14 protein-coding genes and 1 pseudogene are annotated in these 18296 nt (G+C 60.3%); 7 read left to right on the top strand and 8 right to left on the bottom strand.

Features of this window, described 5'->3' with window-relative positions:
- Window positions 1-146 precede the first annotated feature (146 nt).
- Together ACP7E6_RS27025 and ACP7E6_RS27020 are read left to right on the top strand one after the other, a co-directional pair.
- Window positions 147-1019, top strand: a complete 873-nt coding sequence (locus ACP7E6_RS27025) for a DUF6030 family protein (RefSeq protein ID WP_426232914.1) — start codon at window positions 147-149, stop codon at window positions 1017-1019.
- Between the two features lie 334 nt (window positions 1020-1353).
- Window positions 1354-2100 carry a sugar transferase gene (locus ACP7E6_RS27020; protein WP_426232912.1) on the top strand — a complete coding sequence of 249 codons (747 nt, stop codon included), beginning with the start codon at window positions 1354-1356 and terminating at the stop codon, window positions 2098-2100.
- A gap of 125 nt (window positions 2101-2225) precedes the next feature.
- Here ACP7E6_RS27020 and ACP7E6_RS27015 read toward each other — a convergent pair whose 3' ends face one another.
- The 8 genes from ACP7E6_RS27015 to ACP7E6_RS26980 all read right to left on the bottom strand — a co-directional run bounded on the left by ACP7E6_RS27015 (window position 2226) and on the right by ACP7E6_RS26980 (window position 10796).
- A complete protein-coding gene (locus ACP7E6_RS27015; protein WP_426232910.1) occupies window positions 2226-3944 on the bottom strand; it encodes a carbohydrate ABC transporter substrate-binding protein in 1719 nt (572 codons plus the stop codon).
- An 83-nt stretch (window positions 3945-4027) separates the two neighbouring features.
- The gene (locus ACP7E6_RS27010; protein ID WP_426232908.1) at window positions 4028-4447 is read right to left on the bottom strand and encodes a DUF2160 domain-containing protein; all 420 of its coding nucleotides are present in this window, start codon (window positions 4445-4447) and stop codon (window positions 4028-4030) included.
- Entirely contained in the window at window positions 4447-5283 is an 837-nt protein-coding gene (locus ACP7E6_RS27005) for a carbohydrate ABC transporter permease (protein ID WP_426232906.1), read from the bottom strand. The genes ACP7E6_RS27010 and ACP7E6_RS27005 overlap by 1 nt, the downstream gene beginning before the upstream one ends.
- Before the next feature lie 21 nt (window positions 5284-5304).
- Complete coding sequence (locus tag ACP7E6_RS27000) at window positions 5305-6171, bottom strand: carbohydrate ABC transporter permease (protein WP_426232904.1); 867 nt, start codon at window positions 6169-6171, stop codon at window positions 5305-5307.
- Between the two features lie 2 nt (window positions 6172-6173).
- Window positions 6174-7244, bottom strand: a complete 1071-nt coding sequence (locus tag ACP7E6_RS26995) for an ABC transporter ATP-binding protein (protein WP_426232902.1) — start codon at window positions 7242-7244, stop codon at window positions 6174-6176.
- A 10-nt stretch (window positions 7245-7254) separates the two neighbouring features.
- The gene (locus tag ACP7E6_RS26990; protein ID WP_426232900.1) at window positions 7255-8337 is read right to left on the bottom strand and encodes an ABC transporter ATP-binding protein; all 1083 of its coding nucleotides are present in this window, start codon (window positions 8335-8337) and stop codon (window positions 7255-7257) included.
- A 47-nt stretch (window positions 8338-8384) separates the two neighbouring features.
- Complete coding sequence (glpD, locus tag ACP7E6_RS26985; RefSeq protein WP_426232898.1) at window positions 8385-9926, bottom strand: glycerol-3-phosphate dehydrogenase; 1542 nt, start codon at window positions 9924-9926, stop codon at window positions 8385-8387.
- A 105-nt stretch (window positions 9927-10031) separates the two neighbouring features.
- Window positions 10032-10796, bottom strand: coding sequence for a DeoR/GlpR family DNA-binding transcription regulator (locus ACP7E6_RS26980; RefSeq protein WP_426232954.1), 765 nt, complete (start codon window positions 10794-10796; stop codon window positions 10032-10034).
- A 191-nt stretch (window positions 10797-10987) separates the two neighbouring features.
- Between ACP7E6_RS26980 and ACP7E6_RS26975 the strand changes: the two are divergent.
- The 5 genes and pseudogenes from ACP7E6_RS26975 (at window position 10988) to fdhF (ending at window position 17818) form a co-directional block, all read left to right on the top strand.
- A pseudogene (locus tag ACP7E6_RS26975) lies at window positions 10988-11738 on the top strand (SDR family NAD(P)-dependent oxidoreductase).
- Window positions 11739-11763: 25 nt separating this feature from the next.
- A complete protein-coding gene (locus ACP7E6_RS26970; RefSeq protein WP_426232896.1) occupies window positions 11764-12657 on the top strand; it encodes a LysR family transcriptional regulator in 894 nt (297 codons plus the stop codon).
- Between the two features lie 228 nt (window positions 12658-12885).
- Complete coding sequence (locus ACP7E6_RS26965; RefSeq protein ID WP_426232894.1) at window positions 12886-13365, top strand: formate dehydrogenase subunit gamma; 480 nt, start codon at window positions 12886-12888, stop codon at window positions 13363-13365.
- Complete coding sequence (locus ACP7E6_RS26960; RefSeq protein ID WP_426232892.1) at window positions 13362-14933, top strand: formate dehydrogenase beta subunit; 1572 nt, start codon at window positions 13362-13364, stop codon at window positions 14931-14933. Before ACP7E6_RS26965 ends, ACP7E6_RS26960 begins: the two co-directional genes overlap by 4 nt.
- A gap of 5 nt (window positions 14934-14938) precedes the next feature.
- Window positions 14939-17818 carry a formate dehydrogenase subunit alpha gene (gene fdhF / locus ACP7E6_RS26955; protein ID WP_426232890.1) on the top strand — a complete coding sequence of 960 codons (2880 nt, stop codon included), beginning with the start codon at window positions 14939-14941 and terminating at the stop codon, window positions 17816-17818.
- Window positions 17819-18296: the final 478 nt, after the last annotated feature.

Genomic DNA, 18296 nt, shown 5'->3' with positions numbered 1-18296 from the left:
TGGCTTCCTGCATTTTATACCTTGATATGTCTATTTTTTCTCGACAATACCTATCTCCGAGGGTGAGACGAGAAGCGCAGGATGGCCAAGGCATGTGGATCCATGACGTCTGAAGCCGGCGAAAACTGCGGAGTTCAGGTGCCGGCATGAATGTGCAGCGGAAAGGCCGGTCCGGAAAGATATTCTTCGTCGTCGCTGTCGGTCTGGTCTTTGCCGGCATCCTGGCGACGGTTCTGCTTGCCAATAACCATCGCAATCTCGATCTGCTGCTGACCTATCTCGGCTATCCCAATCTGATCATCAAGGCTGACCCTGCGCCGCAGCAAGTCAAGATTACCCAAAGCAGGAGCATACGGCTGCCGCCCGCACGCATGGTCCTGCCCGTCTATGCCTTTAACGACCTGAAGACCCCGGAGCAGCACTTCATCCGCCTGATCCAGAGCGACCCGCAGACCTTATGCGAGCAACTGAAGAACGGTGGTTTCGGCGAATTGGCCTGGACTATCAGCCGTGCCAACAACAACGATTGGGAATGTTCTTCCTCGGTCGAGCTTCCTCCTTCCAGCGCTCCAGAACAATCCTCCCTCTTCATCGTCATCAAGGGCGACGAGGAAAACCGCGTCACCTCCTTTCGCGTCAAACTGAACATCGAGACTGCAGCCGATACGGCCAAGGTCACGGCGCTTGCAGGGCAGGCGGCAAACATTTTTCTACGTCAGGTCCGCTGGGGCAATCCGGAAGAAATCATCGGCAAGATCCATGCACTTGAACCCTTCGACATCCGCAATTTCGGCAGCCGTATCCAGTTCAAGAAAGAATTCGGCGAAACGCCGCGCTACAACTTCCTCGCCAATCAAATCATAACGCGAGGCAAGAAGATGCCGGGAGATCTGTACTTCGACCGCAGCAAGTGGTTTGCGCTGACCGGAAGCGACGGGCTGCCGATGATAGACGGTATGATGGCAGGTGAAAGCGCCGGTGGAATACCCCTCACCGAATCCGGCGATCCGGCACCGTAAGCCAGTTCTTCCCTGGCAAGACGCGCTTTTGGTCCGCAGCAGCCGCCAATCTTTGTCGGGCTCAACAAACCGGACCGTTCGAGCGGCGGCACATTAACCACAGGAACGGATTGGATTCGCAAGGTAATGGCGACGCGGGTATATTTAACGAAGCGTTAAAATTGCATCTTTCACTGCGCAGATGAAGCTTACCCGGAAGCAGCTTGCAGCGATGGCCGATATCGGGATTCCGCGATTGTAATCGGCAGCAACTCCAAATCTCCGGGCGAGGTACTTCCTGTTAACGATCACAGGAAAGCGGGTCTGCCTGTCACAAGCGGAGAGAAGTAAGTCCATGACGGAGAAAACACGGCCGCAGCGAACAGTTCCCTTTCGGGCAACGGAAAATGGTTGTGGCAGAGGCGGTGCTGCAACGCTTCCCGGTCGGCGATCGCTGACTGGCGCCCGCCAATTTTACCTCCATCCGGTTCGCGTACCCGACTTTCCCGTTCAGTTTGCAATCAAACGCAGCATCGACGCTGCCGGTGCATTTTTGGGGCTGCTCGTTCTTGCTCCCGCTATTGTCATCATTGCCGTCCTCATCAAGCTGGGCAGCAAGGGGCCGGTTTTCGCCCGGCAACTGCACACCGGCCTCAACGGAGCTCCCTTCGCGCTTTTGGCGTTCCGCTGCAGGCCCACCGGCCTCGATGAGGTCAACAGCACCCGTCAGCCGATCGCCGGCGATCAGCAGATCACGCCGCTCGGACGGTTCCTGGACAGGACCAGGCTCGACGTTTTGCCGCGATTGTGGAACGTGCTGGTTGGCGACTTGTCGCTGGTCGGCCCTCGCCCGCATGTTCCCGACATGCTGATCACCGGGCGCAGCTACAGCGATCTCGTGCAGGGTTACGAGTACCGCAACCTGATGAGGCCGGGCTTGACAGGGCTTACCCAGACCCACGGCCCCCACGATCCTGCCGGGCATCGCTGGATGGCGGTCCGCCAGATTGCCTCCGATATCGATTACATCAGGCAGTTCTCGCTGCTTCTGGACCTGAAGGTCATGATGCGCACCGCAATCAGCGCTTTCAAACGCCGTTAGCAAACACACGACCAGCCCCGAAATGAAAAAACCGCCCGAAGATCATCTCTTCGGACGGTTTTGTTCGTTAGCCAAATCCGAGAGGAGGCTCCGGCGCCAGTGTTATCCGGCACCGGGTTCCTGTCTTACTGCCAGCTCTTGACCAGTTCGTCGTAGTTGATGGTCTGCGGCTTTTCTTTTTCGTTCTCGATCTTCAGCTGCGGTGCAAGGTGGCCCTTCGAGACGGCATCCTTGTTCCAATATTCGAGATCGTGCTCTTCGGCGAGCTTCGGACCCATTTCACCCTGGATGCCGGCGCGTTCCAGGCGCTGCAGAACCTTTTCCTGCTCGGCGCACAGCGAATCCATGGCTTCCTGCGCGGTCTTCGCACCCGAGGACGCGTCACCGATCGCCTGCCACCAAAGCTGTGCCAGCTTCGGATAGTCAGGGATGTTGGTACCGGTCGGCGACCACTGAACGCGGGCCGGCGAGCGGTAGAACTCGATCAGACCGCCGAGCTTCGGCGCACGATCCGTGAAGCTCTTGTGCTGGATCGTCGACTCGCGGGTCAGCGTCAGGCCGACATGGCTTTTCTTAAGGTCGACGGTCTTGGAGGTGACGAACTGCGCATAGAGCCATGCGGCCTTGGCGCGGTCTTCCGGCGTGGACTTCATAAGTGTCCAGGCACCCACGTCCTGATAACCGAGCTTCATGCCGTCCTTCCAGTAGACGCCGTGCGGGCTTGGAGCAAAGCGCCACTTCGGCGTACCGTCAGCGTTGACCACCGGCAGACCTTCCTTCACGAAGTCGGCGGTGAACGCCGTATACGTGAACATCTGCTGGGCGACTTCGCCCTGCGATGGAACCGGACCGGATTCCGAGAAGGTCATGCCTTCGGCGGACGCCGGCGCATAAGCCTTGATCCAGTCCAGGTACTTCTGGATCGAATAGACCGCTGCAGGACCGTTGGTGTCGCCACCGCGGGCAACGCAGGAGCCGACCGGCTGGGACTTCTCGTTGACCTTGATGCCCCATTCGTCGACCGGAAGGCCGTTCGGCAGGCCCTTGTCGCCGTTGCCGGCCATGGAAAGCCAGGCGTCGGTGAAGCGCCAGCCGAGCGACGGGTCCTTCTTGCCGTAGTCCATGTGGCCATAGACCTTCTTACCGTCGATTTCGCGACCGGTGAAGAATTCGGCGATGTCCTCATAAGCAGACCAGTTGACCGGAACACCGAGATCGTAGCCGTATTTCGCCTTGAAATCGGCCTTGTTCTTCTCGTCGTTGAACCAGTCATAGCGGAACCAGTAGAGGTTCGCGAACTGCTGGTCGGGCAGCTGGTAGAGGTCGCCGTCCGGGGCTGTCGTGAATTTCGTGCCGATGAAATCAGCGAGGTCGAGACCGGGATTGGTCACGTCCTTGCCTTCATTGGCCATCCACTTGGTCAGCGAGCGGGCCTGCTGGTAACGCCAATGGGTGCCGATAAGGTCAGAGTCGTTGACATAGGCGTCGTAGATGTTCTCGCCGGTCTGCATCTGGGTCTGCAGCTTTTCAACCACGTCGCCTTCGCCGATCAGGTCATGCGTGACCTTGATGCCCGTGATCGCGGTAAACGCCGCGGCAAGGGTCTTGGATTCGTATTCATGCGTCGTCAGCGTTTCGGAAGCGACCTTGATATCCATGCCGGCAAAAGGCTTTGCCGCATCGATGAACCACTGCATTTCGGCTTCCTGGCCGGCGCGATCGAGCGTCGAGACATCGCCGATTTCCTTATCGAGGAACTGCTTTGCCTCGTCCATGCCCGCGAATGCGGACCCGGTAAAGGCCAGCAGCAGAACTGCTGTCGATGTTAAAAGGTGCCGTCGCATAATTGTCCTCCCTTAAAGGTTTGCGATTGCATTTTCGGATGCCCTGGAACCTCCCCCGAGCCATCCGTTTCAGTAATCTTGCCTCAAACCAGCTTGAACACGCCGACGGCGTAGACAACGGAAAGAGCAAGAGCCCACCACACGTTGGGACCGACAAGTCCCAGCCATGCGAGATGAATGAAGGCGCTGCCGAGCAGCGAGACGAACAGGCGGTCGCCGCGCGTCGTCTCGAACCGCAGGATGCCGACGCGCGGGCTGCCACCGGGCCGCGCGTACTCCCAGACCGCCATCAGCGAGAGCAGCGCAAAGATGGTGAGGAAGAACATCGCGCCTGGGAACGACCAGGCCATCCAGCCGCCCCGTATCAGCGGGGCGAACCAGTCGCGCACGCCGTCCTTGATCGGCAGCGCCATGATGAGCAGCCCGGTCAGGGCGGCATAGACGACGAGAACGGCAGCCAGCGCCAGGGGCCAGTGATTGTTGCGGTGGGACAGCGTGGCCATTAGACCCTCCCCAGGGCAAAGCCCTTGGCAATGTAGTTTCTGACGAAATAGATGACGATCGCGCCCGGAATGATGGTGAGCACGCCGGCAGCGGCTAGAACACCCCAGTCCATGCCGGAAGCAGACACCGTGCGCGTCATGATCGCGGCGATCGGCTTGGCATCCGTCGTCGTCAATGTGCGGGCGATCAGCAGTTCCACCCAGGAGAACATGAAGTTGAAGAAGGCGGCGACACCGATGCCGGATGCGATCAGCGGGATGAAGATCCGGATGAAGAAGCGCGGGAAGGAATAACCATCGATATAGGCGGTTTCGTCGATTTCCTTCGGCACGCCCGACATGAAGCCTTCGAGGATCCACACCGCCAGCGGCACGTTGAACAGGCAATGCGCCAGCGCCACGGCGATATGCGTATCGATGAGGCCGAAGGCGGAATAGAGCTGGAAGAACGGCAGCGCGAAAACGGCCGGCGGTGCCATACGGTTGGTCAAGAGCCAGAAGAACAGGTGCTTGTCGCCAAGGAACCGGTAGCGCGAGAAGGCATAAGCTGCCGGCAGTGCCACCGAAACCGAGATGACGGTGTTCATCACCACGTAGATGATCGAGTTGATGTAACCCTTGTACCAGGACGGATCGGTGAAGATCACCGCATAGTTCCGGAGCGTCGGCGCATGCGGATAGAGCGAGAACGTGCCGGTGATCTCGGTGTTCGTTTTGAAGCTCATGTTGACGAGCCAATAGATCGGCAACAACAGGAAGATGATGTAGATCGTGGGCACGAGCCAGGAGAAGCTGCGGCCGGATGCCGAGGGTGCAGATTGTGTCGCGGTGGTCATTGTTTTTCCTCCCTCCGTCCGTCAGCTCTGCGCATCGCTATTGGTCATCACGGTGTAGAATATCCATGAGAGCAACAGGATGATCAGGAAGTAGATGAGCGAAAGTGCTGCTGCCGGGCCGAGGTCGAACTGGCCGATGGCCGTCTTGACGAGATCGATCGACAGGAATGTTGTGGCATTTCCAGGCCCGCCGCCGGTGATGACGAAAGGCTCGGTATAGATCATGAAACTGTCCATGAAGCGCAGCAGGAAGGCGATCAGAAGCACGCGCTTCATCTTCGGCAGCTGGATGTAGCGGAACACCGCCCAACGGGACGCGCCATCGATCTTCGCCGCCTGGTAATAGGCATCCGGGATCGACACGAGGCCGGCATAGCAGAGCAGAACCACAAGGCTCGTCCAATGCCAGATGTCCATGACGATCAGCGTCACCCAGGCGTCGAAGACATTGTTGACATAGTTGTAGTTGATCCCGAGCGCTGCCAGCGTGTAGCCGAGCAGGCCGATATCGACGCGGCCGAACACCTGCCAGATGGTGCCGACGACGTTCCACGGAATGAGCAGCGGCAGCGACATCAGGACGAGGCAGACGGGAACGCCAAAACCCGTCTTCGGCATGTTGAGCGCGATCAGGATACCGAGCGGAATCTCGATCGCCAGGATGATGCCGGAGAAGATCAGGTTGCGGGTCAGCGCATCCCAGAAGCGGTCGGACTGCAGCACCTGGATGAACCAGTCGGTGCCTGCCCAGAAGAATTCATTGTTGCCGAACGTGTCCTGTACCGAATAGTTGACCACCGTCATCAGCGGGATGACCGCCGAGAAGGCGACCAGCACCAGCACCGGCAGGACCATGAACCAGGCCTTGTTGTTCCAGGTCTTTTCCATGATCAGGCCTCCCCGCCCACACGCCATGAATCGGCGTAGATATTGATGGCTGCGGGATCGAAGGTAATCTTCGGTTCCGCCGGGATGTCGCCGTCCTCATGCACGACGATGGCGATCGGCTTGTTGGCGAAGGTGGCGCGGACGATCTTCTGGCGGCCGATATCCTCGACCTTGGAAATCACAACCGGCATGCCTTCGCGGCCAAGGCGGACGAATTCCGGGCGGATGCCCAGCTCCGTCTTGGCACCGGCAGCAAACTTCGGCGCAAAAGACAACGCAACCTTCTGGCCATCGAGATCGACCGACGAGCCATCGATCTTTGCCGGCAGGACGTTCATGCCCGGAGAGCCGATGAAGTACCCGACGAACGTATGTTTCGGCTTCTCGAATAGCTCCGCCGGCGTGCCGATCTGGACGATCTCGCCGTCATACATGACGACGACCTTGTCGGCGAAGGTGAGTGCCTCGGTCTGGTCATGGGTTACATAGACCATGGTGAAGCCGAACTGCTTGTGCAGCCGCTTCAGTTGCGAACGCAGCACCCATTTCATATGCGGATCGATGACGGTCAGCGGCTCGTCGAATAGGATTGCGCTGACATCGGAGCGGACGAGACCGCGGCCAAGCGAGATCTTCTGCTTCTGGTCGGCGGTCAGCCCCTGCGCCTTTTTCTTTGCACGGTCCGAGAGGCCGATCATTTCGAGGATTTCCGTGACGCGGCGATCGACTTCCGTCTCCGGAACGCGGCGGTTGCGCAACGGAAAGGCCAGGTTGTCGTAAACGGTCATCGTGTCGTAGATCACCGGGAACTGGAACACCTGGGCGATGTTGCGCTCCTGCGTCGACAGGTTGGTGACATCCTTGCCGTCGAACAGGATCTTGCCTTCGGAGGGCTGCAGCAGTCCGGAAATAATGTTGAGCAGCGTGGTCTTGCCGCAGCCGGACGGACCGAGCAGCGCATAGGCGCCGCCGTCGTTCCATTCGTGGTGAACTTCCTTCAGCGAATAGTCGGAAGGCTTCGTCGGTTTCGGGCCGTAGGCGTGGCGGATATGGTCGAGATTGATGCGTGCCATGGTTTTCTCCTCACGCTCCCCGAGCGGCAGGGCCGCCGATCGCGCGTCCATCCGCCCCGAAGGCCATCAGGTGGCGGGTATCGACGAAAAGCTCGATCGCCGTATCCGGCTCGATGTCGTGGATGCCGTGTTCGAGCATGACCCAGCGCGATCCCACGCAATCGACATGGATGAAGCTTTCCGAGCCGGCGATTTCCGAAATGATGATGCGCGCCTTCAGCGTTGCCGCCGTGTCGTGCGGACGCGCAAGCGACAAATGGTGGGGATGAAAGGCGATGGTATAGGCGCCGTCGGCAATATCGGCGAGGTGCGCCGGCACCGTCAGGACGCTGAGGCCAGCGTGCTCGAAAGCGGTGCCGGACTTCACCACGTCGAGCGTATTGAGCGGCGGGTCGGCAAAGGTTTTTGCGGTCGCCAGATCGGCCGGTTTGCGGTAGACCGAGATGGTGGACCCGAACTGACTGATGCGGCCTTGGCTAAGCGTTGCCGTATTGCCTCCGAGAAGCAGCGCTTCCTGCGGTTCGGTCGTCGCATAGACGAAGATCGAACCGGCAGCGGCAAACAGCTTCGGCAATTCTTCGCGCAATTCCTCGCGCAGCTTGTAGTCGAGATTGGCGAGCGGCTCGTCGAGCAGAACGAGGCTGGCATTCTTGACGATGGCACGCGCCAGCGCCGTGCGCTGCTGCTGGCCGCCCGACAGGTTGAGCGGGGTCCGCTCCAGGAAGGGCGTCAGCTTCATCAGCTCGGCCGCCTTGCGGACTTCGCGATCGATCGTTGCCGCATCCTTGCCGGAAATGCGCATCGGCGAGGCGATGTTTTCGTAGACCGTCATCGCCGGATAATTGATGAATTGCTGGTAGACCATGGCGACCGAGCGGTCCTGCACCCGCACGCCGGTCACGTCCTTGCCATCAAACGAGATGGTTCCGGTCGTCGGCTTGTCGAGGCCCGCCATCAGCCGCATCAGCGACGTCTTGCCAGACAGCGTCGGGCCCAGCAGCACATTCAGCGAGCCCCGCTCCAGCACAAGATCGGTCGAATGGATATGCGTATCCGCCCCGACAACCTTGGTTATGTTTTTCAGTTCAAGCATTCTCAGGCTTCCTCCCAGCCATCGGCAGCGCCATGCAGGCGCGGCCGTCAGGCAACGTTGCGGATAGTCTCCCGCATGTATTCTTCCAACCTGGCGGCTTGCGCCTGGGTCAATGTCAAGCCCAGCTTGGTGCGGCGCCAGAGGATGTCCTCGGCGTGCCGCGCCCATTCCTGGGTGATCAGCCACTGCACCTCGACCTCATAGAGATCAGCGCCGAAATGCCGGCCGAGATCGTCCGTCTTGGCGGCACTACCGAGCAGGCTTGCTGCCAGTGTCCCATAAAGCCGCACCAGGCGGCGCGCGTAACGCTTGGCCAGAAAGGGATAGCGGCTCGTGAGTTTTTCCACTTCGGCCTCGTAGCCGGTCGCCGGAAAATCGCCGCCCGGAAGCACGCTTTTCGCGGTCCACGGATTGCCCTTGGCACCGATTGCGCCGGCGATCTTTTCCAGCGCATGCTCGCCGAGCCGCCGATAGGTGGTCAGCTTGCCGCCGAAGACGTTGAGCAGGGGTGCATCACTGTTGCCGCCATCGATCTTCAGCACATAATCGCGCGTCGCTTCCTGCGCCTTCGAAGCGCCGTCGTCGAACAGTGGCCGCACGCCGGAATAGGTCCAGACCACATCGGCCGGCTTGACCGGTTCGGAGAAATACTCGCTCGCCGCATTGCAGAGATAGGTAATCTCGCCCTCGGTGATCTGGATGTTCTTCGGGTCGCCGGTGAAATCGTTGTCGGTCGTGCCGATCAGGGTGAAATCGGTCTCATAGGGGATCGCGAAGATGATGCGGTTGTCCGGGTTCTGGAAGAAATAGGCACGGCTATCGTCGAACTTCTTCTTCACGACGATATGGCTGCCCTGAACCAGACGAACATTGTGGACATCGTTCTTGCGCACGGCACCCGACAAAACCACGTCGACCCAGGGGCCTGCCGCATTGACCAGCATCCGCGCCTTGAAGGTGCTGACGGCGCCGGTCGCCGCATCCTCCACGCTCACAGACCAGAGGCCGCCTTCACGCTCCGCCGAGACGACGCGGCTGCGCGTCATGATGCGCGCGCCCTTGAGTGCAGCATCCTTGGCGTTCAGCACTACGAGGCGGGCATCATCGACCCAGCCGTCGGAATATTCGAATGCCTTGGTAAATAGCGCCTTCAACGGCTTGGCAGCCGGATCGCGCCGCATGTCGAGCGTGCGAGTAGCGGGCAGAAGCTTGCGGCCGCCGATATGGTCATAGAGGAACAAGCCGAGACGGATCAGCCAGGCCGGGCGGATGCCGCCTTTGTGGAACGGCAGAACGAAGCGCATCGGCCAGATGATATGCGGCGCCATCGCCCAGAGCACTTCGCGCTCCATCAGCGATTCACGCACCAGCCGGAATTCGTAATGCTCGAGATAGCGCAGACCACCATGAATGAGCTTGGTAGCGCGCGAGGAGGTGCCGGAGGCGAAATCGTCCATTTCGGCCAGCGCAACCGAATATCCGCGGCCGGCAGCATCTCTTGCGATGCCACACCCGTTGATACCGCCACCGATCACGAAAATGTCGAGTACATCCTGCGCAGGCACTGCTTCCCCTCCCACATTTCGCATTGCACAATTTTGCGCAGATGCGAAAGTAAAAATAATTAAAGCGAAAACCTTACGAATGTCAAACGAATGTTTTTGGAAAACAAGCAGCCGCTAAAATCAGCAATGTCAGCGCGCAGTTTCGATCAGCCGGACATCCTGCTCCTGGCAGATATTGCGGACGTTCTCGATGGGACAAATGTCGGTAATGAAGGTGTGAACCTGGGTGATATGGCCGATCCGGACCGGCGCCGTGCGCTCGAATTTGGTCGAGTCCGACACGAGAATAACATGCCTGGCATTGGCGATGATCGCCTGCGCCACTTTCACTTCACGGTAATCGAAATCCAGAAGCGCACCATCATGATCGATCGCGGATGCACCGATAACGGCATAATCCACCTTGAACTGGCGGATGAAATCCACCGCCGCCTCACCGACGATACCGCCATCGGCACCGCGCACGACGCCACCGGCAATCACCACTTCGATCGATGGGAAAACTCGCAAGCGATTGGCAACGTTGATGTTATTTGTAATGACCATCAGTTCCGTATGGTCAAGCAGCGCTTCGCCGACCGCTTCCGTCGTCGTACCGATATTGATGAAAAGAGAGGAATTGTTCGGGATCATCGCGGCAGCAGCCTGGCCGATTGCCTGCTTTTCCAGGGCTGCGATCGAGCGGCGGGCCTCGTATTTCACATTCTCGTTGCCACGCGGAAAGACTGCCCCACCGTGGATACGCGTCAGCACCCGGCCGTCACACAAATCGTTGAGATCCTTGCGGATGGTTTGCGGCGTGACGGAGAAACGCGTGGCAAGTTCATCGACCAGCACCCGGCCTTCCGTCTTGGCAAGCTCAAGGATTTCCGACTGGCGCCCCGTCAGATACATCAATAGTCCCTCCCGTCGTTTTCGTTTTCTTTCATAATATGCAAAAACGAAAGCAACGCAATTTCATAAACGCAGCGAATGCTCCAAATTGAACCCCTGTTAGGGAAGATGCATCAAAGAAGAAAAGCCGGCCGCGTTGCAATTCCGGTCGTCATGCGACAGCGTGTCTGTTGTTGCGGGAGGTAGTCACCATGTTTCATCCATCGCTGTTCAAAGGCTTGAATGTCGTCGTCACCGGCGCCGGTCGCGGTATCGGCCTGGAGGTCGCACGCCAGTTTCTCGATTGCGGCGCAACCGTCTATCTGCATGGCGGCCGCGTGGCGCGCGAGCCGCTGCCTGACTTTCTCGATGCCGCGCTGACCGAAGGCCGGGCCTTTCTCTCCTATGCCGACTTCTCGACTGCGGGCGGCATCGAGCTTCTGGCCACCGGCATCGCCGCGCGATTTCAGGCGATCGACATTCTGGTCAACAATGCCGGCACGATGGTCGGCCGGTTTCTCGCCGGTGACCTGACCGACGAACAATATGAGACCGTGGTACAGCTGAACCAGACCTCCGTGGTGCAGACCACCCGCGCGCTCTTGCCACTGATCCGGCGCGGCACACATCCGGCCATCATCAACACCGTGTCGATCTCGGCGCTCACCGGCGGCAGCGCCGGATCGGCGATCTATTCGGCTACCAAGGCCTTCGTCTCGACCTATTCCAAGGCGCTTGCCCGCGAGCTGGCACCGGAGGGCATCCGCGTCGATCACCACCGATTTCCATGAACGCTACTCATCCGCCGAAAAGCTCGAAGCCACCCGCAAGACCATCCCGCTGCAGCGGCTGGGCACCGCCGAGGATTGCGCGCCGGCCTATTTGTTCCTCGCCTCGAACGCGCTCTCGGGTTACATCACCGGACAGGTGCTGGAAGTGAATGGCGGTCAATTGATCTGCTGAGCATCGGCATTGGGGAGGGTAGCGGTTGATCGACAAGCTGGAATTCTTCATCGCACTCGCCCAGGAGCGGCATTTCGGCCGCGCCGCCGACCTCTGCGGCATTACCCAGCCGACGCTTTCGGCCGCGATCAAACAGTTGGAAGATCAGCTCGGTGTCATGCTGGTCAATCGCGGCTCGCGCTACCAGAGCCTGACGCCGGAAGGCCAGCGCGTGTTGGAATGGGCGCGGCGGATCGTCGGTGATTCGCGCACCATGCACGAGGAAATGCGGGCTGCCCGGCGCGGACTTGTCGGCCATATCAGGCTGGCTGCCGTGCCGACGACGCTAGCCATGGTGCCGCGCATCACCGCACCGTTCCAGGAGAAGCATCCGGAGGTGACCTTCTCCATCCTCTCCACCACATCGCTGAAAATCCTCGGCCTGCTGGAAAACCTGGAGATCGACGCGGGTCTCACCTATCTCGAAAACGAACCGCTCGGCCGCGTTACCAGCGTGCCGCTGCAAGTGGAGCGCTATCATCTCGTAACCGCAGCAGGCACCGAGCTTTCAGATCGCGAAACTGTGACCTGGAAGGAAGTCGGCGGCTTTCGGCTTTGTCTATTGACGGCCGACATGCAGAACCGGCGCATCATCAACCAACATTTCGCAGAAGCCGGCGTAACCGTCTCGCCGACGTTGGAATCGAACTCCATGATCGTGCTGTTTTCCCATGTCCGCACCGGTCACTGGGCCAGCATCATGCCCTATAACGTCGGGAAATCCTTCGGTTTTCACGACGATATAAAGCTCATACCGATTATCGAGCCGGATGCCCGGCACACGGTCGGGTTGGTCGCCACGCATCGCGAACCATTTACGCCGCTCGTGTCGGCCCTGCTCCATGAGGCGCGCATACTGGCCGACGCCCAAGCTCTTTGAGCGAACGACCGCTTTGATAGAAAACATCTATCGCTTAACGGAATACGCCTATTGACCCTCCTTCCGCCTGCTGACACGCTGTATTTACAGTGCGTAAGCTGCGAAACCGCGTGATCCTGTTCTTTTTGACCCAGGATCCGAATGAAACGATGCTCTGGAGGGGCTTCGTTTGATTTAAGGGATCGCAGACCACGACGATTGTTCATTTCAGTTCGGGAGGTCTGAACGTTGAACCTGCATGTATCAAGCCGTGATATCGGTGAACGGACGCTGGATATCGTCAGCGAGATGAAGTCGCTCGAGGGGCCGCTTCTGCCGATCCTGCACGAGATTCAGGCCGAGTTCGGCTATGTGCCGCAGGAAGCCCTGCCGATCATTGCCCGCGAGCTCAACCTGTCTCGTGCCGAAGTGCATGGCGTCGTTTCCTTCTATCACGACTACCGCGACCACCCGGCGGGCCGGCATGTGCTCAAACTCTGTCGCGCCGAGGCCTGCCAGTCGATGGGCGGCGACGCGCTGGCCGAACGGGTAAAATCCCTGCTCGGCATCGATTTCCATCAGACGACGCTCGACGGAGCGGTAACGCTGGAACCCGTCTATTGTCTTGGGCTCTGTTCCACCGCACCCGCCGCGATGCTCGACGGCGAGGTGTACGGGCGGCTCGATGCGGATGCGGTGCGGGACCTCATTGCAGAGGTACGGACATGAGCGTGCGGATTTTCGTTCCAAGGGATGCGGCCGCATTGGCGCTCGGTTCCGAGCGGGTCGCCACGGCGCTGACCCGTGAAATCGAAATTCGCGGGCTGGACGCCACAATCGTCCGCAACGGATCGCGCGGCCTGCACTGGCTGGAACCGATGATCGAGGTCGAGACGGCAGAAGGCCGGATTGCCTATGGCCCGGTAAAAGCATCCGATGTGGCGTCTTTGCTGGACGCAGGCCTCCCCACCGGCGGAACCCACCCACTTTGTCTCGGAAAGACCGAGGAACTGCCCTATCTGAAAAACCAGACGCGGCTGACCTTTGCCCGTTGCGGCATCGTCGATCCGCTGTCACTTGCCGACTACCGCGCCCATGACGGGCTGAAGGGCCTGGAAAGAGCCGTGACCTTGTCGCCGGCCGATATCGTCACCCACGTGACCGAAAGCGGCCTTCGCGGCCGCGGCGGCGCTGGATTCCCGACAGGGATCAAGTGGAAGACGGTTCTCGATACGCCCATCAATAGTGAGAAGGGCGACCGCAAATACATCGTCTGCAACGCCGATGAGGGCGACAGCGGTACATTCGCCGACCGGATGATCATGGAAGGCGACCCCTTCGTGCTGATCGAGGGCATGGCGATTGCCGGCATCGCGACGGGGGCGACAAAGGGCTTCGTCTATATCCGCTCGGAATATCCCCACGCCATCGCAACGATGACACAAGCCGTCGAGATCGCCCACAAGGCGGGTGTGCTGGGCAGCTCGGTGCTCGGGTCAGGCAAGGCCTTCGACATCGAAATCCGCACCGGTGCCGGCGCCTATGTGTGCGGCGAGGAAACGGCGCTGCTCAACAGCCTGGAAGGCAAACGCGGCATCGTCCGCGCCAAGCCACCGCTGCCGGCCCACAAGGGCCTGTTCAACTGTCCGACCGTCATCAACAACGTCATCTCCCTCGCCTCCGTGCCGATCATCATGGACAAGGGCCCTGTTTATTACAAGGATTTCGGCATGGGCCGCTCACGCGGCACGATCCCGATCCAGATCGCCGGAAACGTCAAGCATGGCGGGCTCTATGAGGCTGCCTTCGGCCTGACACTCGGCCAGATCGTCGATGAGATCGGCGGCGGCACCGCAACCGGACGTCCGGTCAAGGCCGTGCAGGTCGGCGGCCCGCTCGGCGCCTATTTCCCGCGCGCCCTGTTCGATACGCCGTTCGACTACGAGGCCTTCGCCGCGAAGGACGGCCTGATCGGCCATGCCGGCATCACCGTCTTCGACGACACCGCCGACATGCTGAAACAGGCCCGTTTCGCCATGGAATTCTGCGCTGTTGAAAGCTGCGGCAAGTGTACCCCCTGCCGCATCGGCTCGACGCGCGGCGTCGAAACAGCCGACAAGATCGCCCAGGGAATCGAACCGGAAAAAAACCTCGCGCTGCTCGCCGACCTCTGCAACACCATGAAATTCGGCTCGCTCTGCGCGCTGGGCGGTTTCACGCCCTATCCGGTTACCAGTGCCATGAATCATTTCCCGGACGATTTTCGCCCGGCTCCCCTTGTCGAAGCTGCGGAGTAATTTCCATGCCCCTCGTCTCTGAAATCGACTTCGGCACCCCCGCCTCCCGCTCGGCAAAGATGGTGACGCTGACCATCGACGGCAACGAAATCACCGTGCCGGAGGGCACCTCGATCATGCGGGCCTCGATGGAGGCCGGCATCAAGGTGCCGAAACTTTGCGCCACCGACATGGTCGATGCCTTCGGTTCCTGCCGGCTCTGTCTCGTGGAGATCGAAGGCCGCAACGGTACCCCCGCATCCTGCACGACGCCGGTCGCGCCCGGCATCAGCGTCCATACCCAGACGTCCCGGCTGAAAGACATCCGCAAGGGCGTGATGGAGCTCTACATCTCCGACCACCCGCTCGACTGTCTGACCTGTGCGGCCAATGGCGACTGTGAGCTGCAGGACATGGCCGGCGCCGTCGGCCTGCGGGATGTGCGCTACGGCTACGAGGGCGACAACCACGTCAAGGCGCGCAGCAACGGCGACATCAATGCCAAATGGATGCCGAAGGACGAATCCAATCCCTATTTCACTTATGATCCGTCGAAATGCATCGTCTGTTCGCGCTGCGTGCGCGCCTGCGAAGAGGTTCAGGGCACGTTCGCGCTGACCATCGAAGGTCGTGGCTTCGGCTCCCGCGTTTCGCCCGGCATGCACGAGAATTTCCTGGAATCGGAATGCGTCTCCTGCGGCGCCTGCGTGCAGGCCTGCCCGACCGCGACGTTGACCGAAAAGTCGGTCATCGCCATCGGCCAGCCGGAACATTCCGTCGTCACCACATGCGCCTATTGTGGCGTCGGCTGCTCGTTCAAGGCCGAAATGCGCGGTGAAGAGCTGGTGCGCATGGTGCCCTGGAAAGACGGACAAGCCAATCGCGGCCATTCCTGCGTCAAGGGCCGGTTCGCCTATGGCTATTCGACCCACAAGGAGCGCATCCTCAACCCGATGATCCGTGAGAAGATCAGCGATCCCTGGCGCGAAGTCAGCTGGGAGGAAGCCCTTGCCCATACGGCGTCCGAATTCCGCCGCATCCAATATCAGTACGGCCGCGAATCGATCGGCGGCATCACCTCGTCGCGCTGCACCAACGAGGAAACCTACCTCGTCCAGAAGCTGATCCGCGCCGGTTTCGGCAACAACAATGTCGATACCTGCGCCCGCGTCTGCCACTCGCCGACCGGCTACGGTCTCGGCGCCACTTTCGGTACATCCGCCGGCACGCAGAATTTCGATTCGGTCGAGCACACCGACGTCGTCATCATTATCGGCGCCAACCCGACCGACGGTCATCCGGTCTTTGCCTCGCGCCTGAAAAAGCGGCTGCGGCAGGGCGCCAAGCTGATCGTCGTCGATCCGCGCCGCACCGACATCGTTTCCTCGCCGCACATCAAGGCATCGCATCACCTGCCGCTGCGCCCCGGAACCAATGTCGCCGTGGTGACCTCGCTGGCGCATGTCATCGTCACGGAAGGCCTCTACGACGAGAAATTCATCCGCGAGCGCTGCGACTGGTCGGAATTCGAAGACTGGGCGGCTTTCGTCTCAGAGGAGCATCACAGCCCCGAGGCCGTCGAAAAGCTCTCCGGGGTTCCGGCCGAGGACATTCGTGGCGCCGCCCGGCTATTTGCCACCGGCGGCAATGGCTCGATCTATTACGGTCTCGGCGTCACCGAACACAGCCAGGGCTCTACGACGGTCATCGCGATCGCCAATCTCGCCATGGTCACCGGCAATATCGGCCGTCCGGGCGTCGGCGTGAACCCGTTGCGCGGCCAGAACAATGTGCAAGGCGCCTGCGACATGGGCTCCTTCCCGCATGAGCTTCCAGGCTACCGCCACGTCTCCGATGACGCGACGCGCGAAACCTTCGAAAAGCTCTGGGGCGTGACCATTTCCAACGAGCCGGGCCTGCGCATTCCCAACATGCTGGACGCCGCCGTCGATGGCTCCTTCAAGGGCATCTACATCCAGGGCGAGGATATTTTGCAGTCCGACCCGGACACCAAACATGTGCAGGCTGGCCTTGCCGCGATGGAATGCGTCGTCGTGCAGGACCTGTTCCTCAACGAAACCGCCAACTACGGCCATGTCTTCCTGCCGGGCTCGACCTTCCTCGAAAAGGACGGCACCTTTACCAATGCCGAGCGCCGCATCAACCGCGTCCGCAAGGTGATGACGCCCCGCAACGGCTATGCCGACTGGGAGGTGACGCAGAAGCTGGCGCAGGCCATGGGGCTCGATTGGGCGTATACGCACCCGTCGCAGATCATGGACGAGATCGCCGCGACGACGCCGAGCTTTGCCATGGTGTCCTACGCTTATCTGGAGAAAATGGGCTCGGTACAATGGCCGTGCAACGAGAAAGCGCCGCTCGGCTCGCCGATCATGCACATTGACGGCTTCGTGCGCGGCAAGGGCAAGTTTATCCGAACCGAATATGTTGCAACCGATGAAAAGACCGGACCGCGCTTCCCGCTGCTGCTCACCACCGGCCGTATTCTCAGCCAGTACAATGTCGGCGCCCAGACACGGCGTACCGACAATGTCGTCTGGCATGAGGAAGACCGGCTGGAAATCCATCCGAATGACGCCGAACTGCGCGGCGTTCGCGATGGCGACTGGGTAAAGCTGCAAAGCCGTTCCGGCGATACGACGCTGCGCGCGCTCATCACCGACCGCGTTGCGACCGGCGTCGTCTACACCACCTTCCACCACCCGACGACGCAGGCCAACGTCATCACCACCGACTTCTCCGACTGGGCAACCAACTGCCCTGAGTATAAGGTAACCGCAGTCCAGATCTCGCCCTCCAACGGCCCCTCGCAATGGCAGATCGACTATGACGAACAGGCCCGCCATTCCCGCCGCGTCGCCGGCAAGCTGGAGGCTGCGGAGTAATTTTCGGATGATCGTGTTTGCCGCATTCACCCCCCTTTGCCCTGCCGGGCATCTCCCCCACAAGGGGGGAGAGTGGCTGAGGCGTGCGCGGTTTAACCCTCCCCCTTGTGGGGAGGGTCGGAGCGAAGCGGAGGGGAGGGGTTCTTTCTTTTTAGAAAAGAAATCCCCTCCCCAACCCCTCCCCACAAGGGGGAGGGGCTCGATCCAGCAAACCTCCCGCCCCCCCTCTTCTCCCCAGCGGGGAGAAGAGGGGGGCCACAGGCCAATCCCGCATGCACTGCTTCTCACCATTGCGGCCCACAAAGCCGAACCGCTTCACCCAAGCAAAGCGGCTGCGCGCGCCTCATCCGGCGCTGCGCGCCACCTTTGTAACTTCCCTTCTTCCGCATTTGGCGCTGTAATGCCAGTTGCGGTGGCGGATGGAAGACCGTCGCACCTTTGGGACACCAAGCCCGTGGGAGAGCAAGGGTCTCCGTCC

The sequence above is a fragment of the Pararhizobium sp. DWP3-4 genome, from assembly GCF_049898205.1.
Lineage (GTDB): Bacteria > Pseudomonadota > Alphaproteobacteria > Rhizobiales > Rhizobiaceae > Pararhizobium.
Note: the sequence above shows the minus strand (reverse complement) of the source record. Positions and strands in the feature narration are given on the sequence as shown.

What these genes read in the sequence shown, in the direction of transcription:
- ACP7E6_RS27025 (WP_426232914.1), top strand. Translation starts at nt 147, where the DNA reads ATGAATGTGCAGCGGAAAGGCCGGTCCGGAAAGATATTCTTCGTCGTC.
- ACP7E6_RS27020 (WP_426232912.1), top strand. Translation starts at nt 1,354, where the DNA reads ATGACGGAGAAAACACGGCCGCAGCGAACAGTTCCCTTTCGGGCAACG.
- ACP7E6_RS27015 (WP_426232910.1), bottom strand. Translation starts at nt 3,944, where the DNA reads ATGCGACGGCACCTTTTAACATCGACAGCAGTTCTGCTGCTGGCCTTT.
- ACP7E6_RS27010 (WP_426232908.1), bottom strand. Translation starts at nt 4,447, where the DNA reads ATGGCCACGCTGTCCCACCGCAACAATCACTGGCCCCTGGCGCTGGCT.
- ACP7E6_RS27005 (WP_426232906.1), bottom strand. Translation starts at nt 5,283, where the DNA reads ATGACCACCGCGACACAATCTGCACCCTCGGCATCCGGCCGCAGCTTC.
- ACP7E6_RS27000 (WP_426232904.1), bottom strand. Translation starts at nt 6,171, where the DNA reads ATGGAAAAGACCTGGAACAACAAGGCCTGGTTCATGGTCCTGCCGGTG.
- ACP7E6_RS26995 (WP_426232902.1), bottom strand. Translation starts at nt 7,244, where the DNA reads ATGGCACGCATCAATCTCGACCATATCCGCCACGCCTACGGCCCGAAA.
- ACP7E6_RS26990 (WP_426232900.1), bottom strand. Translation starts at nt 8,337, where the DNA reads ATGCTTGAACTGAAAAACATAACCAAGGTTGTCGGGGCGGATACGCAT.
- glpD (WP_426232898.1), bottom strand. Translation starts at nt 9,926, where the DNA reads ATGCGAAATGTGGGAGGGGAAGCAGTGCCTGCGCAGGATGTACTCGAC.
- ACP7E6_RS26980 (WP_426232954.1), bottom strand. Translation starts at nt 10,796, where the DNA reads ATGTATCTGACGGGGCGCCAGTCGGAAATCCTTGAGCTTGCCAAGACG.
- ACP7E6_RS26960 (WP_426232892.1), top strand. Translation starts at nt 13,362, where the DNA reads ATGAGCGTGCGGATTTTCGTTCCAAGGGATGCGGCCGCATTGGCGCTC.
- fdhF (WP_426232890.1), top strand. Translation starts at nt 14,939, where the DNA reads ATGCCCCTCGTCTCTGAAATCGACTTCGGCACCCCCGCCTCCCGCTCG.